This is a genomic window from Micromonospora sp. SCSIO 07396 (genome assembly GCF_053667945.1).
This window is the reverse complement of sequence record NZ_CM132210.1, coordinates 3,276,695-3,293,122: the sequence shown is the minus strand read 5'-3', so window position 1 is coordinate 3,293,122 and position 16,428 is coordinate 3,276,695. Positions and strand designations below refer to the sequence as shown.

Genomic DNA, 16,428 nt, shown 5'->3' with positions numbered 1-16,428 from the left:
AACGATTGCTCAGTCGAGGTGATGACGGTTGCACAAACGTTCGTCCTGCACAAGAGCTGCGAGAACGTGAACCCGTAGAAGTTATGGATTGGTGGCCGGGGCGATGACGCCCTGATGTCGTGCCTGTTGCGGTGTCCGTCGCCGTCCGGTTCCCCGGGACGCCGGCGTCGGGTCGCGGTGATAGGCCGACGGCGTGGCAGGCTGGGACCGTGTACCGGGAACGGCCCGCCGGGGTGATCGACGGCGCGGTGCTCTGGGCGAGCGAGAGCCGCCCGGACGCCCCACCGACCCGGGTGCTGCCCGACGGCTGTCTCGACCTGCTCTGGTCCAGCCGGGCGGGCCTGCTGGTCGCCGGCCCGGACCGCACGGCGCAGCTCAGCGTGTCGGTGCCGGGGGAGCGGTGGCGCGGCGTCCGGCTGCCACCCGGGGTGGGCCCGGCCGTCTTCGGCGTTCCCGCCGACGAACTGCGGGACCTCCGGGTCCCCCTCGACGCCCTCTGGGGGCGTGCCGCCGTCCGGCTCGCCGAGCAGCTCGGCACCGCGCCCACCGCCGCCGCCCTGGCCGTGGTCGCGGCCGACCGGCTCGCCCGGTCCGGCGGCGTCGATCCGCTCGGCCCCCGGGTGGCCGCGCTGCTCGCCGCCGGCGCCACGGTCACCGCGACCGCCGCCGAGATCGGCCTGGGCCCGCGTGCCCTGCACCGGCGCAGCCGGACCCTCTTCGGGTACGGCCCCAAGACCCTCGCCCGCATCCTGCGGCTGCACCGGGCCCTGGCGCTGGCCCGGCGTGGCGTCGGACTGGCCGAGGTGGCCGCCCGCGCCGGCTACGCCGACCAGGCCCACCTCACCCGCGAGGTGAGGGACCTGGCCGGCGTCGCACCGACCACTTTGCTCGCCCGCTGACCACCGCCGTGGCGGGACCGGGCCACCGATCTCGTGCCCCCGCGCCGCGCGTCGTGCCGTCGTGCGCTCGCGTCGTGCGTCGTGCCGTAGTGCGCTCGCGTCGTGCGTCGTGCCGTAGTGCGCTCGCGTCGTGCGTCGTGCCGTCGTGTCCTCGCGCCGTGCGTCGTGCCGTCGTGTCCTCGCGCCGCGCGTCGTGCCGTCGTGTCCTCGCGCCGTGCGTCGTGCCGTCGTGTCCTCGCGCCGTGCGTCGTGCCGTCGTGTCCTCGCGCCGTGCGTCGTGCGCCCGGCGCGTGCGCGCGCCCGGTCCGGTGCGGATCGTGCGCTGCGCCCCCTCGGGTCGTGCGCCGCGCGCCTTCAGCCGGTGGCCCGAGTCGTCGGGTTCTCCGCGGTCCCGTCGGGCCACCCGCTGTATCCGAGTCCTGCTGGCCGGCCGTCACCCGACCGTGGACGCACCTGACCGGCCTCCCGGCCGGCCCCGGGTCGCGTCGCCGTCCGGCCGGCCCGAGTCGCCGTCCGGCCGGCCCGAGTCGCCGTCCACCCGGCCCGCGTCATGGCGGCCGGGCCGGCCGACGATATGCGGTGCGGGTCCTTTCGAACTGATGACGCTGACGAATCACCCGCCGGGCTGCCGAATCACCGCCGGGCTGCCGAATTACCCGCCGGGCTGCGGCAGGTGGTAGCCGCCACCTGCCGCAGGACCCTTCGGTTGGCGTGGCATGCGCGTCGCTGTACGGGCTGGCGGATGGGGTTTGGTGTGTCTGGCGGGCTGGTGGTCGGGTTGTGTCATGTGACTGATGTGTGGGCTGGTGGTCGAGTTGTTGTGTCCGGGTTGGTGGTCCGGTTGCGCCGAGGTGGGGCGGTTTCTTCTCGCTCCTGGTGGCCGAGCAGTTGCGTCGCCGATGTGCGGGATGGCTGTCGGGGTTCGGGTGCCTTTGGTCGTCAGGCTGCGCCACGGGAACTTGGGTGTCTCGGGCCGGGCGCTGGATGCTGCGGGACCGGATCCGGCCCCGGCTGCCGTCGCCGAATCCGCCCGGCCGGCACGGGCCCTGCGCCGCCGCACCTCGCCAGGGGGACCTTCACCCGGGTGTCGTCGTCCCACCGAACAGGGGAGGTGCGGCGAACGGGCGTGTCGGACGGCGGCCCGGACGGCGGTCCGGTCGGGGTGAACCGTCAGCGTCATCAGGTCGAAAGGACCCGCACCACATACCTGTGACCCGCTTGCCCCTGCCCCTGCTCGGGGCGGATCCTCCTGCGGGCAGGCGGGCAGGCGGGCAGGCGGGCAGGCGGGCAGGCGGGCAGGCGGGCAGGCGGGGTGGGAGGGGCGCGGCAGGCCCGGGGGCGTCCGGGAGCGCGGCGACGTCGGCGGATCGGCTCCCGTCCCGTGACGGTGGAGCCGGTCGGTCAGCTCCGGTCGGGAGTGGTGCCGAGGGGCGCGAACAGGTCCACGCCGTTGCCGTCGGGGTCGTGCAGGATGGCGTACCGCTGGCCCCACACCGCGTCCCACGGGGCTACCTCGCCGTGGAAACCCGCCTCGGTGAGCATGGTCCAGTACCGGTCCACCTCGGCCGGGTCGGCGCACAGGAAGGCGAGGCTGGCGCGTGGGCTGCCGCTGGGGGGCGTCCATTCGGGGTGGAAGCTCCGCAGCATGGTCACCGTGTCCCAGGCCAGCCGCAGCCCACCGGGCAGGGTCACCTCGACGTGGTCCTCGTGGTCGGCCCCGGCGGGGATGTCCAACCCGAGCCGACGGTAGAACTCCAGGGTGCGGGCCATGTCGTTGACCGCGGTGCCGATGAGATCGAAACGGGGCGTCATGTGGCCAGGGTAGGGCGAGGCGAGCCCCGGGGTCTTGAACGGAACGGACCGGGCCGAGGAGACCATGTGCCCCTCGCGGCCGGACCGGACGACGTACGGTGTCAGGGGAGCAATCCGCCTTTAAGGTGTAAATACCCCATCGGGGTGCACCTGTCGGCGGTCCATGACGGCGAGGGAAGGGAGCGGGCCCGATGATGCACCTGGCCTACCTGGACGCGGGGTCCGGCAGCCTGATCGTGCAGGCGGTTGTCGGCGGAACAGCGGGCGCAGCGGTCGCCGCGAAGCTCTACTGGCGGCGGGTGGCGGCCCGGTTCCGCCGCCAGCCCACCGAAGCCGCCGAGGCCACCACGTCCGGCCAGACCGCCGGGCACACCGGGTCCCCCGCCACCGACCCCGCCGTGACCGGTCAGCCCTCCGGGACCGGGCCCGCTGCGACCGGGCCCGCTGCGACCGGTCAGCCCGCCCCGACCGAGCGGCAGCCGCGTCAGCCCGCCGGCAACTGACCGGTGGGCGTACCGATGACCACCGCCGACCTGCGCATCCGACCGGAACCCGGTTCCTTCCGCGACCCCGCCAACCGGGTCTTCCACCTGGGCGACCAGGTGCTGCGCGGCCTCGGCCCGCAGGGTGCCGCCGACTGGCAGGCGCTCGCCGGCAGCGAGTTCTTCGCCGCGCTACTCGCCGAGGGCAAGGTCTGCGGCACCGTCCCGGTCGACCCGGCGACGCTGCCGGACACCGGGTGGACGATGGTGCTGCGGCACGAGCGCATCCCGTTCGTCTCGCACCCCTACGAATGGTCGTTCGGCATGTTGCGGGATGCCGCCCTGCTGCACCTGGAGATCCTGCACCGGGCCCTGGAGGCGGGCTTCACCACCAAGGACGGGTCGGCCTACAACCTGCAGTGGCGCGGTGCCACACCCGTCTTCATCGACATCGGCTCGTTCGCGCCGCTGGGCGGGGGCGAGCCGTGGGCCGGCTACCGGCAGTTCTGCCAGACCCTGCTCTATCCGCTGCTGCTCCAGGCCCACCTGGGCGTGGACTTCCAGCCCTGGCTGCGGGCCCGGGTCGACGGCATCACCCCCGATCAGCTCCGACCGTTGTTCCGGGGCGTGCGCCGGCTGCTGCCCGGGGTGCCGACGCACGTGCACCTGCACGCCGCGATGCAGGCCCGGCACGCCGGGGCCAGCAGCAGCGCCGTCGCCGCCCAACTGCGCGACGCCGGCTACTCCCGGGACCTGGCCCTGGCCACCGTACGACGGTTGACGCGGTTGGTCCGTCGGTTGGACCGTCGGGTGGCCGGCGGCCACTGGGTCGACTACCAGCGCACCTGCGGCTACACCACGGCGGACCGGGCCGCCAAGGAGAGCTTCGTCGAGGCGGCGGTGGCGGGCGTCGCCGCCGGGCTGGTGCTCGATCTCGGTGCCAACGACGGCCGGTACGCGCGGATCGCCGCCCGGCACGCCGCCCAGGTGGTTGCCGTCGAGCAGGACCCGGCCGTGGTGGACGCCCTCTACCGGGCGCTGCGGGCCGAGGGCGACCAGCGCATCCTGCCGCTGGTGATGGACCTCGCCGACCCGTCGCCCGGCGGCGGCTGGCGGGGGGTGGAACGGGCCGGGTTCGCCGAGCGCGCCCACGCCGACGTGGTGCTCGCCCTCGCCGTGGTGCACCACCTGGCGATCGGCCACAACGTGCCGCTGGCCGAGGTGGTCGACCAGTTGGTCGGGTACGTCCGTCCCGGTGGCCGGCTGGTGGTGGAGTTCGTCGATCCGCAGGACCCGATGGCGCGGCGGCTGCTGGCGAACAAGCCGGCCGGGATCTTCCCCGACTACCGACGCGACGAGTTCACCCGGCTGCTGAACGCCCACTGCCGGATCGAGCGTCAGTGCGAACTGCCCTCCGGCACCCGGACGCTCTACCAGGCGGTGGCGGGTGGCTGAGCCGACCCTCGCCGGTGCGCCGAACCGGCCCGCCTCCGTTGCGCCACCCGCGCCGCAGGGGTGCGTGCCGTCCGCCCGGCGGGTCGAGTTGCGCCGGGCGGCGGAGGTGGTCGCCCTGGTCGGTCTGGTGGTCACCCAGCCGTTGCTCGACGTGCTCGGGCGTAGCCCCGACTTCTTCCTGTTCCACCGGGCCACCAGCAGGGACGTCCTGGTGCTGGTGGCGCTGGTCACGCTGGTGCCCGGTGCCGCCGTGGTGCTGCTCGGGGCGGCGACCCGGCCGGCCGGGGCCCGGGTCCGGGCGGGTGCCCACACGGTTATCGTCGGGCTGCTGCTGGCCGCGTTGGCGGTGCAGGTGGGCCGGCAGGTGACGCCGTTGCGGGGCGTACCGCTGGTGGTGGTGGCGGTGCTGGCCGGGGTGGCCGGGGCGGTGGCACACCGGCGCTGGTCGCTGCCCGGCCGGGTGTTGCGGGTGGCCGCCCTCGGGCCGCTGGTCTTCGTCGGGTTGTTCCTGTTCGCCTCGCCCGCCTCGGCGGTGGTGCTGCCCCGCGCGCACGAGGGTGCCGCCGGGGTGGCCGGTCCGGGCTCGCACCCGCCGGTCGTCATGATCGTCCTGGACGAGTTGCCGCTGGTGTCGCTGCTCGGCCCGGACGGACGGATCGACGCGGCCCGCTACCCGAACTTCGCCGAGCTGGCCGGTGGCTCGACCTGGTACCGCAACGCGACAGGCGTCAGCGGGTGGACGCCGTACGCGTTGCCGGCGATGCTGACCGGCCGCTACCCGTCGACCCCGTCCGCCCCGCACTACTCGCAGTACCCGGACAACCTTTTCACCGCCCTCGGCGGCCTGTACGACATCCGGGCGCAGGAGAGCATCACCCGGCTCTGCCCGCCCAGCCGCTGTGACCAGCCGGTCGCCCCCGAACAGGGGCTCGGCGTGCTGGTACGGGAGAGCGGCGCGCTGCTGGGCCGGATCGCCGCCCCGGTGGACAGCCGCATCGACCCGCAGGAGTCGTTCCGGGAGCAGACCGCGGCCGAGGTGGGCCTGGACGCCGCCGAACCGGTCCCGGCCGACCCGAAGTTCCGTTGGGACAGCCTGAACGACAACCAGCCGGCGCGGTTCACCAGTTTCCTGGCCGGGCTGCGTCCGGCCGACCGGCCGACCCTGCACTTCCTGCACCTGCTGATGCCGCACGCGCCGTGGGCGTTCCTGCCGTCCGGGGCGCGGTACGACGCACCGGACGACCTGCCCAACGACGGCGCGGGCTGGGCGGACCTGGCCCGGGCCCGGCACCTGGCCCAGCTGCGGTACACCGACCGGCTGGTCGGCGAGACGCTGCGGACGCTGCGCGCCACGGGCCTGTACGACAGGTCGCTGGTCGTGCTCACCGCCGACCACGGGGTGAGTTTCGCCCCGGACTGGCAGGGGCGGGGGATGGGCGCGATCGAGCACGCGCCCGGCGAGGTGGCCTGGGTGCCGCTGTTCGTCAAGCAGCCAGGTCAGCGCGCCGGCCGGGTCGACGACCGCAACTGGGAGCACGTGGACCTGCTGCCCACGATCGCCGACGCGGTGCACGTGCGGGTCCCGTGGCGGCTGGACGGGCGGTCGGCGGAGCAGCCCGCCCGGGAGCGGACCGAGAAGTACTTCTACGACCGGCCCGGTGAGCGGGTGGTTCTTCCCGGCGGGGTGCCGACCCGTCCCGCGCCGTCCGTCCCGCACCCGCTGGTCGGCACGACGGTGGGGGAGGAGCCGACGGACGGCACCGCCTCGGTGGCGCACCTGGGCGCGTTCGACCACGTCGATCCGGCGGCGGGGGAGCTGCCGGCCCTGGTGTGGGGGACCGTGCCCCGGCAGGTGCCCGACGGCACGCTGCTCGCGGTCGCGGTCAACGGCCGGGTCGGCGCGGTCGTCCCGGTGGTGCCCGCGGACCCGGGGGGTCGCCGGTTCGCGGCGTTCCTCCCCGACGACCATCTTTTCCGGCCCGGGGCGAACCGGCTGGACCTCTACCGGGTGGGTGCCGACGGTGCGTTGCGCCGGTTGACACTTTCCTAATCTTTCGTCGGCTTTCGCCGCTTTCTACCGTGCCGTTCCGGGCGTCCGTTCCCGGCTGACCCGCCCGCGCCGGGCGGGTTTCCGGGCCGCCGGGTCGGGAAACGGGTGACGCATACCTCACCGCAGAACCACGGCGGGCGGTATCCCCGCGACCGCGATTACGGTAAAAGCGAAGGCAATTCAACGAAGATTCGCCGGCGAAGCGAGGAACCACATGACGGAAGTGAAGCTCGACCACCCCGGTGGGCAGCTTTCGATGCCGGTGCAGGGCGCGGTCGAGGGCCCTGCGGGCATCGGGGTCAGTAAGTTGCTCAAGGAAACCGGGATGACAACATACGACCCCGGTTTCGTGAACACCGCCTCCTGCTCTTCCGCGATCACCTACATCGACGGTGACGCGGGCATCCTGCGGTACCGCGGCTACCCGATCGATCAGCTGGCCGAGAAGTCCTCCTTTCTGGAGGTCTCGTACCTGCTCATCTACGGTGAGCTGCCCACCCAGCAGCAGCTGGGCGAGTTCAGCGAGCGGATCCGACGGCACTCGCTGCTGCACGAGGAGATGCGCCGGTTCTTCGACGGCTTCCCCCGGGACGCCCACCCGATGGCCGTGCTGTCCTCGGCGGTCAGCGCCATCTCCACCTTCTACCAGGACAGCCTGGACCCGTTCGACTCCGAGCACGTGGAGATGTCCACGGTCCGGCTGATGGCGAAGGTCCCCACCATCGCCTCGTACGCCTACAAGAAATCCATCGGTCAGCCGCTGCTGTACCCGGACAACTCGCTGGGCTACGTGGACAACTTCCTGCGGATGACCTTCGGCGTGCCCGCCGAGCCGTACGAGGTCGACCCGGTGGTGGCCCGGGTGCTGGACATGCTGCTCGTCCTGCACGCCGACCACGAGCAGAACTGCTCGACCTCCACCGTCCGGCTGGTCGGCTCCAGCAACGCCAACCTCTTCGCCTCGGTCTCGGCCGGGGTGAACGCCCTGTTCGGCCCGCTGCACGGCGGGGCGAACCAGGCGGTGCTGGAGATGCTGGAGAAGATCGAGGCCGACGGCGGCGACGTCGCGTCCTTCGTCCGCAAGGTCAAGGACAAGCAGGACGGCGTGAAGCTGATGGGCTTCGGCCACCGGGTCTACAAGAACTACGACCCGCGGGCCGCCATCGTCAAGAAGGCCGCCCAGGACGTGCTCAACCGGATGTCCAAGCCGGACCCGCTGCTGGACCTGGCCATGCAGCTGGAGGAGATCGCGCTCGCCGACGACTTCTTCGTGTCCCGCCGGCTCTACCCGAACGTGGACTTCTACACCGGCCTGATCTACAAGGCCATGGGCTTCCCCACCAAGATGTTCACGGTGCTGTTCGCACTCGGCCGGCTGCCCGGCTGGATCGCCCAGTGGCGCGAGATGATCAGCGACCCGGAGACCAAGATCGGCCGGCCCCGGCAGATCTACACCGGCGCCCCGGAGCGGGAGTTCACCGCCATCGGGCAGCGCTGACCCTCCCGGTCACGCACGAAGGCCGCCGACCCGTCGCGGGTCGGCGGCCTTTGTCGTGGATACGGCGGGCTCAGCGCAGGCCGGCGGCGACCAGCAGGTTGCCCGCCGGGACCGGCGCGGTGACCCGGCCGGTGGCCATCCGCTGCTCGGCACGCCGGGCGGTGAACGCGGCGTCCCCGGCGATCGCCGAGGCGTACGCCGTCGCGGTGCGCGCGGCGATCGCCGACCAGCCGTACTGCTCGTGGACCATGGCACGGGCCCGGCGGGCCAGCACCCTGGCGCGTTCCCGGTCGGACAGCAGCGCGTGCACGGCCTCGGTGAGGTCGGCCGGGTCCTCCGGGGCGAAGGTCACCCCGGTCACCCCCGGCTCGACGATCTCGGCCAGCCCACCGGTCTCGGCGACCGCGAGCGGCGCGCCGGCCGCCGCCCCCTCCAGGGCGACCATCCCGAACGGCTCGTAGATGCTGGGCACCGCGAAGCAGTCCGAGGCGGCCATCACGGCCGGCAGGTCGGTGCCGCCGAGGAAGCCCGGCATGGCGACCGTGCCGCCGAGCCCGAGCCGGTGCACCTCGGCCTCCAGTTCGGCCTTGTACGGCCCGTCGCCGACGATCACCGCCCGCAGCCCGGGGTGCCGCTCGCGCAGCCGGGGCAGGCCGGCGAGCAGATGCTGGACGCCCTTCTCATAGACCAGCCGCCCGGCGAAGGTGACCAGCGGCCCGTCCCCGGCGAACCGGGCACGGGCCGAGGTGACCGCCGAGGCCGGTACCTTCCACCGGTGCGGCTCGACCCCGTTGGGCACCACGTCGACCCGGCCGATCGGCACGTCGAACAGCGCGTTGACCTCGTCGCGCATGTAGCCGGAGCAGACGATCACCCGGCCGGACTCGGCGGCCAGCCACTGCTCCACCCCGTGGATGGTGCGGTTCATCTCGCCCGGCAGCCAGCCCTGGTGCCGGCCGGCCTCGGTGGCGTGGATGGTGCTGACCAGCGGCACGTCCAGGTGGGCGCGCAGCGTCATGGCGGTGTGTGCGACAAGCCAGTCGTGGGCGTGGATCACGTCGTACGCGCCGGATTCGGCGGCCCGCAGCGCGGCCCGGGTCAGCGTGTGGTTGAACGCCATCGTCCAGGCCAGCAGCGAGTCGGTGGCCAGCGGGAAGGTCACCGGGTCCTCGGCCGCCCGGACGATCCGCACGCCGTCGGCGTACTCCTCCAGCGGCGCGCCGTCGGTGTGCCGGGTGACCACGGTGACCTCGTGCCCGGCGGCGGCCAGCGCCACCGACAGGGCGTGCACGTGCCGGCCGAGCCCGCCCACCAGCACCGGCGGGTACTCCCAGGAGAGCATCAGGATGCGCCGGGTGCGCGGGGGCACGCCGGAGCCGCCGCCCTGCTGGGGGACCGGGGGCCGGGAGGAGGGGGTGGGCCGGCAGGTCCGGTCCACAGCGGTCGCGAGCTGTTCGCTGACCCGCAGGGTGGTCACATCAATCTCCGTCCATGCGCACGCGATCACGCCGGCAACGGTGACGGCGAGAGGGGGGCGGTGGTGGGGGTGGCCGAGGGCCGAGTGGTGACGTGCCCGCGCGGGCGCGTCGCGTCTAGCAAAGGGCATCGGGCGGCCCGGCGCATCTCGAAAGGGCCTATCGTGACGGACGACACCCGACGGTGCGTGACCCCTCGGACGGGTGGATGTCGGGCGCCGTCCGAACGGGTGGATTGGCCGGACCGGGCGCGGGGCATTAGCGGCGTGCGCACCGGCGGTCTCCGACCCGGCCGGTGCGCTCATGATCATGGGCCTAAGGAGCGACATGCAGGTCTGGCCGGGTGAGCGTTACCCCCTGGGCGCCACCTATGACGGGATGGGCACCAACTTCGCGATCTTCTCGGAGGTCGCCGAGAAGATCGAGTTGTGCCTCTTCGACGAGTGGGACACCGGCGCCGAGCGCCGGGTCGAGCTGCGTGAGGTCGACGCGTACGTCTGGCACGCGTACATCCCGGGGATCGAGCCGGGCCAGCGGTACGGCTACCGGGTGCACGGCCCGTACGACCCGGCCAACGGGGTCCGGTGCAACCCGCACAAGCTGCTGCTCGACCCGTACGCCAAGGCGGTCGACGGGGAGGTCACCTGGGACCCCGCCGTCTACGACTACGAGCTGGGCGGCGACCCGGACCGGATGTCGCAGACCGACTCGGCCCCGTTCATGCCCAAGTCGGTGGTGGTGAACCCGTACTTCGACTGGGGCAACGACCGGCCGCCGCGCACCCCGTACCACCACTCGGTGATCTACGAGGCGCACGTGCGCGGGCTGACCATGCGCCACCCCGGCATCCCGGAGGAACTGCGCGGCACCTACGCGGCGATCGCCTCCCCGGTGATGATCGACTACTTCCGGCAGCTCGGGGTGACCGCCGTCGAGCTGATGCCGGTGCACGAGTTCGTGCACGACCACCGGCTGGCCGACCTGGGCATGCGCAACTACTGGGGCTACAACAGCATCGGCTTCTTCGCCCCGCACCACGGCTACTCGGCGCTGGGCCGGCTCGGCCAGCAGGTGCAGGAGTTCCGGGGCATGGTCAAGGCGCTGCACGCCGCCGGCATCGAGGTCATCCTCGACGTGGTCTACAACCACACCGCCGAGGGCAACCACCTGGGCCCGACGCTGAGCTTCAAGGGCGTCGACGCGCCCAGCTACTATCGGCTGTCCGAAGAGGACCGACGCTACTTCGTCGACTACACCGGCACCGGCAACAGCCTCAACGTGCGCAGCCCGCACTCGCTGCAACTCATCATGGATTCGCTGCGCTACTGGGTGACCGAGATGCACGTCGACGGGTTCCGCTTCGACCTCGCCGCCACCCTGGCCCGCGAGTTCTACGAGGTCGACAGGTTGTCCACCTTCTTCGAGGTGGTGCAGCAGGACCCGGTGGTCAGCCAGGTGAAGCTGATCGCCGAGCCGTGGGACGTCGGCCCCGGCGGCTACCAGGTCGGCAACTTCCCACCCCTGTGGACGGAGTGGAACGGCAAGTACCGCGACACGGTGCGCGACTTCTGGCGGGGCGAGCCGGCCACCCTGGCCGAGTTCGCCTCCCGCATCTCCGGCTCGGCCGACCTCTACCAGGACGACGGCCGCCGCCCCTTCCACAGCATCAACTTCGTCACCTGCCACGACGGGTTCACCCTCAACGACCTGGTCTCGTACAACGACAAGCACAACGAGGCCAACGGGGAGGAGAACCGCGACGGCGAGAGCCACAACCGGTCCTGGAACTGCGGCGTCGAGGGGGAGACCGACGATCCGGGTGTCACCGCCCTGCGCGCCCGGCAACGGCGCAACTTCCTGGCCACCCTGATGCTCTCCCAGGGTGTGCCGATGATCGGCCACGGCGACGAGCTGGGCCGCACCCAGCGTGGCAACAACAACGCCTACTGCCAGGACAGCGAACTGGCCTGGGTGGACTGGGAACACGCCGACGACGAACTGCTGGCCTTCGTCCGGCGGCTCACCGACTTCCGCAACCGGCACCAGGTGTTCCGCCGCCGCCGGTTCTTCACCGGCCTGCCGGTGGGTGGCCGCAACGCCGGGACGGGGCTGCCGGACCTGGCCTGGTACACCCCCGACGGCCGGGAGATGACCGGCGAGGACTGGGGCAACGACTTCGGCCGCTCGGTGGCCCTGTTCGTCAACGGCGACGGCATCCCCGAACGCGGCCAGTACGGTCAGCGGCACCGCGACTCATCGTTCGTGCTCTGCTTCAACGCCCACGACGCGCCGCTGGACTTCACCCTGCCCGGCGCGGAGTTCGGCCAGCGCTGGGAGCTGGTGATCAGCACGGCGGAACCGGAACCGGAGAAGCCGACGGTGGTCGAGGCGGGCGGCACGGTCTGCGTGCCGGACCGCTCCCTGGTGGTCCTGGAGAGGACGGTCTGACATGCCCGCACAGCCCCGACCCGACTCGACGGCGACGGTCGGGTCGACCTACCGCGTCCAGGTCCGACCCGGGTTCGACCTCGACACCACCGCCGGGCTGGCCGACTGGTTCGCCGCGCTGGGTGTCACCCACCTCTACAGCGCCCCCCTGCTCACCGCGACCCCCGGTTCCACGCACGGCTACGACGTGGTCGACCACCGCGCGGTCAACCCGGAGCTGGGCGGGGAGACCGGCCGGCAACGGCTGGTCCGCGCGTTGCGGGCGGCCGGGCTGGGCCTGGTCGTCGACATCGTGCCCAACCACGCCGGGGTCGCCCAGCCGGCCGCCAATCCGGCCTGGTGGGACGTGCTGCGCCGGGGCCGGGATTCGGCGTACGCCGACTGGTTCGACATCGACTGGGAGCGGGGCCGGCTGCTGTTGCCGGTGCTCGCCGACAGCCCCGACGCCGTCGACGACCTCAAGTTGGTCGACGGGGAGCTGCGCTACCACGAGCACCGGTTCCCGGTCGCCGACGGCACGGGAGCGGGCAGCCCCCGCGAGGTGCACGACCGGCAGCACTACGAGCTGGTCTCCTGCCGGCGCGGCGACACCGAGCTGACGTACCGCCGGTTCTTCGCCGTGTCCGACCTGGCCGGGCTGCGGGTGGAGGACCCGGCGGTCTTCGACGCCACCCACGCCGAGGTGCTGCGCTGGGTGGCCGCCGGTGAGGTCGACGGCATCCGGGTCGACCACCCCGACGGCCTGCGCGACCCGGCCGGCTACCTGGCCAGGTTGCGCGCCGCCGCCCCGCACGCCTGGCTGGTGGTGGAGAAGATCCTGGAGTACGGCGAGGAACTGCCGGACTGGCCGGTCGACGGCACCACCGGCTACGACGCGCTGGCCGCGGTGTGCGGGCTGTTCGTCGACGGGCGCGCGGAGGGCGACTTCACCGCCCTCGACGCCCGGCTCACCGGTCACCACACCTCCTGGCAGGACCTCACCCACGCCACCAAGCTGGCGGCCGCCACCCGGCTGCTCGCCGCCGAGCTGAGTCGGCTCGCCGCGCTCGCCCCGGAGCTCGACCGGGACGCCACCCGGGCGGCCCTGGCGGAGCTTGCCGCCTGCTTCCCGGTCTACCGGGGCTACCCGCCGCACGGGGCCCGGCACCTGGCCGCCGCCCGCGCCGAGGCGGGCCGGCGTCGACCCGACCTCACCGCCACCCTGGACGCGGTGACCGCGCTGCTGCGCCGTCCCGGGCACGAGCTGGCCGCCCGGTTCCCGCAGCTCACCGGCGCGGTGATGGCCAAGGGGGTGGAGGACACCGCCTACTACCGGTGGAGCCGGTTCGTGGCGCTGAACGAGGTCGGCGGCTCACCCGCCCACTTCGGGGTGCCGCCGGCGGAGTTCCACCGGTTCGCCGCCGCCCGGCAGGTCCGTTGGCCGGCCGGCATGACCACGCTGTCGACCCACGACACCAAGCGCGGTGAGGACGTCCGGGCCCGGCTGGCCGTGCTCGCCGAGCTGCCGGCCCGCTGGGCGGAGCAGGTCGGCGACTGGATGGCCCGGACACCGCTGGCCGATCCGGCCTTCGCCCACCTGGTCTGGCAGACCGCCGTGGGGGCCTGGCCGATCGGCCGGGACCGGCTGCACGCGTACGTGGAGAAGGCCGCCCGGGAGGCGTCGGTCGCGACGAGCTGGGCCGACCCCGACCCGACCTTCGAACGCGACCTGCACGCCCTGGTCGACCGGATGTACGACGACCCGCAGTTGCACGCCGAGATCACCGCGTTCACCGACCGGATCACCCCGGCCGGCTGGTCCAACGCGCTCGGGCAGAAGCTGGTGCAGCTCGCCATGCCCGGGGTGCCCGACACCTACCAGGGCACCGAGTTGTGGGAGAACTCCCTGGTCGACCCGGACAACCGCCGCCCGGTCGACTTCGCCGTACGCCGGGAGTTGCTGGCCCGGCTCGATGCCGGCTGGCAGCCGGCGGTGACCGCCGACGGCGCGGCCAAGCTGCTGGTGGTCTCGCGCACGCTGCGGCTGCGCCGCGACCACCCGGAACTGTTCGACGGCTACCGGCCGGTGGCCGCGCACGGGCCGGCCGCCGCGCACGTGGTCGCCTTCGACCGGGGTGGGGCGGTCGCGGTGGCCACCCGGCTGCCGGTGGGGTTGGCCCGCGACGGCGGCTGGCGCGACACCCGCCTGTCGATGCCCGGCAACAGTGTTACCGACGTGTTCACCGGCCAGGTCTACAGTGGGTCTGAGCTGCTCCTTCATGATCTGCTGGGCAGCTATCCGGTGGCTCTGCTCGCGCCCACCGCCCTGCTGGCTCCCACCGACCCCGCGGAGGCTGCCGCATGACCGAGTTCACCGTCTGGGCGCCCGACGTCGCCCGGCTGCGGCTGCGCCTGCCCGGCGTCGCCGACCACGACATGCGGATCGGGCCGGACGGGTGGTGGCGGGTCGAGGTGCCCGACGCCGGCCCCGGCACCGACTACGCTTTCCTGCTCGACGACGAGGACACCCCGCTGCCCGACCCGCGCTCGGCGTGGCAGCCGGCCGGGGTGCACGGGCCGAGCCGGCGCTACGACCACGCCGCCTTCGACTGGACCGACCAGGGCTGGACGGGCCGGCAACTGCCCGGCAGCATCCTCTACGAGCTGCACATCGGCACGTTCACCCCGGAGGGCACCTTCGACGCGGCGATCGGCCGCCTCGACCACCTGGTCGACCTCGGCGTCGACCTGATCGAGCTGCTCCCGGTCAACGCGTTCAACGGCGAGCACAACTGGGGCTACGACGGGGTGTGCTGGTTCGCCCCGCACGAACCCTACGGTGGGCCGGACGGGCTGAAACGCCTGGTCGACGCCGCCCATGCCAAGGGGCTGGGGGTGATCCTCGACGTCGTCTACAACCATTTCGGGCCCTCCGGGGCCTACGCGCCGAGCTTCGCGCCGTACCTGAGCGAGCAGAGCAACCCGTGGGGCCGCACGGTCAACCTGGACGGCCCGCACTCCGACGGGGTACGCCGCTACATCATCGACTCGGTGCTCATGTGGCTGCGTGACTACCACGTCGACGGCCTGCGGCTCGACGCCGTGCACGCGATGCCCGACTCCCGGGCGGTGCATGTCCTGGAGCAGTTGGCGGTCGAGGTGGAGTCGCTCGCCACCCACCTGGGCCGGCCGCTGTCGCTGATCGCCGAGTCCGACCTCAACGACCCCCGGCTGATCACCGCCCGGGAGGCGGGCGGCTACGGCCTGCACGCGCAGTGGAACGACGACGCCCACCACGCCCTGCACACCCTGCTCACCGGGGAACGCCAGGGCTACTACGGCGACTTCGGCTCACTGGAGTGCCTGACCGACGTGCTGACCGGGGCGTTCTTCCACGCCGGCACCTGGTCCAGCTTCCGCAACCGCACCCACGGCCGCCCGGTGGACCGGCACACCGTCCCCGGGCACCGGTTCGTGGCGTACCTGCAGAACCACGACCAGGTCGGCAACCGTGCCACCGGCGACCGGATCTCCGCCGGGTTGTCGCCCGCGCTGCTGCGGGTCGGGGCGATGCTGCTGCTGACCGCGCCGTTCACCCCGATGCTGTTCATGGGGGAGGAGTGGGCGGCGAGCACCCCGTGGCAGTTCTTCACCAGCCACCCCGAGCCGGAGCTGGCGGCGGCGGTGGCCACCGGCCGGCGGCGGGAGTTCGCCGCGCACGGTTGGCCGCCCGGTGACGTGCCCGACCCGCAGGATCCGCAGACCTTCCTGCGGTCCCGGCTCGACTGGGCCGAGCTGGACAAACCCGAACACCGCGAGATGTACGAGTTCTACCGGCGGCTGATCGCGCTGCGCAAGAGCCGGGCCGACCTGTCCGACCCCCGTCTGCACCGGATGGAGGTGCGCCACGGCGACCAGTTCCTGGTGGTCCGCCGGGGCGGGTGCCTGGTGGTGGCGAACCTCGCCGGCCGGCCGCAGCGGGTCACCCTGCCCGGGGTGGCCCGTCGGGTGTTGCTCACCACCGGGGAGGGCGTCACCGTGATGCGCGACCGGGTGGAGCTGCCGGCGGAGACAGCGGCGATCGTGGCGCTCTGAGGCAGTGGCGGTTTTGCGGCCCGGTCCCGTGTCGGGCGCGCGTGGTGTTCGGCCTGGTTTCCGGGCCGGCCTCGCGACGGGCCGCTGCCGCTGCGGCGGCGGGGAGCGCCGGGGCCTGTCCGGCGACCGGTCGTCACGCTGGGTCACGGGCGCGGCGGACCGTAATACGGGTGGGAGGGGTATTCCTGTCAGGCATATTTATGCCTGTGTGTCATAAGCCCGAGTGCAAACATGT

At 73.0% G+C, this 16,428-nt stretch carries 10 protein-coding genes; 8 read left to right on the top strand and 2 right to left on the bottom strand.

Annotation, left to right across the window (positions count from 1 at the left end):
* The first annotated feature begins 209 nt into the window (after positions 1–209).
* Positions 210–899 carry a helix-turn-helix domain-containing protein gene (locus ACWCHM_RS14140; RefSeq protein ID WP_454222698.1) on the top strand — a complete coding sequence of 230 codons (690 nt, stop codon included), beginning with the start codon at positions 210–212 and terminating at the stop codon, positions 897–899.
* A 1,401-nt stretch (positions 900–2,300) separates the two neighbouring features.
* Here the strand turns inward: ACWCHM_RS14140 and ACWCHM_RS14135 are convergent.
* On the bottom strand, positions 2,301–2,711 hold the full coding sequence (locus ACWCHM_RS14135) for a VOC family protein (protein ID WP_454222697.1): 411 nt from the start codon (positions 2,709–2,711) through the stop codon (positions 2,301–2,303).
* A 191-nt stretch (positions 2,712–2,902) separates the two neighbouring features.
* Here ACWCHM_RS14135 and ACWCHM_RS14130 point away from each other — a divergent pair, with 191 nt between their 5' ends.
* The 4 genes from ACWCHM_RS14130 to ACWCHM_RS14115 all read left to right on the top strand — a co-directional run bounded on the left by ACWCHM_RS14130 (position 2,903) and on the right by ACWCHM_RS14115 (position 8,196).
* Entirely contained in the window at positions 2,903–3,214 is a 312-nt protein-coding gene (locus ACWCHM_RS14130; RefSeq protein ID WP_204962142.1) for a hypothetical protein, read from the top strand.
* A gap of 15 nt (positions 3,215–3,229) precedes the next feature.
* Entirely contained in the window at positions 3,230–4,648 is a 1,419-nt protein-coding gene (locus ACWCHM_RS14125) for a class I SAM-dependent methyltransferase (protein ID WP_454222696.1), read from the top strand.
* A complete protein-coding gene (locus ACWCHM_RS14120) occupies positions 4,641–6,698 on the top strand; it encodes a sulfatase-like hydrolase/transferase (RefSeq protein ID WP_454222695.1) in 2,058 nt (685 codons plus the stop codon). Before ACWCHM_RS14125 ends, ACWCHM_RS14120 begins: the two co-directional genes overlap by 8 nt.
* Before the next feature lie 214 nt (positions 6,699–6,912).
* On the top strand, positions 6,913–8,196 hold the full coding sequence (locus ACWCHM_RS14115; protein WP_281898154.1) for a citrate synthase: 1,284 nt from the start codon (positions 6,913–6,915) through the stop codon (positions 8,194–8,196).
* Between the two features lie 70 nt (positions 8,197–8,266).
* Here ACWCHM_RS14115 and ACWCHM_RS14110 read toward each other — a convergent pair whose 3' ends face one another.
* Positions 8,267–9,673 carry a glycosyltransferase family 4 protein gene (locus ACWCHM_RS14110; RefSeq protein ID WP_281903086.1) on the bottom strand — a complete coding sequence of 469 codons (1,407 nt, stop codon included), beginning with the start codon at positions 9,671–9,673 and terminating at the stop codon, positions 8,267–8,269.
* Positions 9,674–9,998: 325 nt separating this feature from the next.
* Between ACWCHM_RS14110 and glgX the strand changes: the two genes are divergently transcribed.
* Genes glgX through treZ form a run of 3 tightly spaced genes read left to right on the top strand, consistent with a single transcriptional unit; the run spans position 9,999 to position 16,193 of the window.
* The gene (gene glgX, locus ACWCHM_RS14105; RefSeq protein WP_281898152.1) at positions 9,999–12,119 is read left to right on the top strand and encodes a glycogen debranching protein GlgX; all 2,121 of its coding nucleotides are present in this window, start codon (positions 9,999–10,001) and stop codon (positions 12,117–12,119) included.
* Between the two features lies 1 nt (position 12,120).
* A complete protein-coding gene (gene treY, locus ACWCHM_RS14100) occupies positions 12,121–14,463 on the top strand; it encodes a malto-oligosyltrehalose synthase (RefSeq protein WP_454222694.1) in 2,343 nt (780 codons plus the stop codon).
* A complete protein-coding gene (gene treZ / locus ACWCHM_RS14095) occupies positions 14,460–16,193 on the top strand; it encodes a malto-oligosyltrehalose trehalohydrolase (protein ID WP_281898148.1) in 1,734 nt (577 codons plus the stop codon). The genes treY and treZ overlap by 4 nt, the downstream gene beginning before the upstream one ends.
* Positions 16,194–16,428 lie beyond the last annotated feature (235 nt).

Coding starts and splice junctions, on each gene's coding strand:
- treY (WP_454222694.1), top strand. CDS start 12,121: ATGCCCGCACAGCCCCGACCCGACTCGACGGCGACGGTCGGGTCGACC.
- ACWCHM_RS14135 (WP_454222697.1), bottom strand. CDS start 2,711: ATGACGCCCCGTTTCGATCTCATCGGCACCGCGGTCAACGACATGGCC.
- ACWCHM_RS14125 (WP_454222696.1), top strand. CDS start 3,230: ATGACCACCGCCGACCTGCGCATCCGACCGGAACCCGGTTCCTTCCGC.
- glgX (WP_281898152.1), top strand. CDS start 9,999: ATGCAGGTCTGGCCGGGTGAGCGTTACCCCCTGGGCGCCACCTATGAC.
- ACWCHM_RS14130 (WP_204962142.1), top strand. CDS start 2,903: ATGATGCACCTGGCCTACCTGGACGCGGGGTCCGGCAGCCTGATCGTG.
- treZ (WP_281898148.1), top strand. CDS start 14,460: ATGACCGAGTTCACCGTCTGGGCGCCCGACGTCGCCCGGCTGCGGCTG.
- ACWCHM_RS14115 (WP_281898154.1), top strand. CDS start 6,913: ATGACGGAAGTGAAGCTCGACCACCCCGGTGGGCAGCTTTCGATGCCG.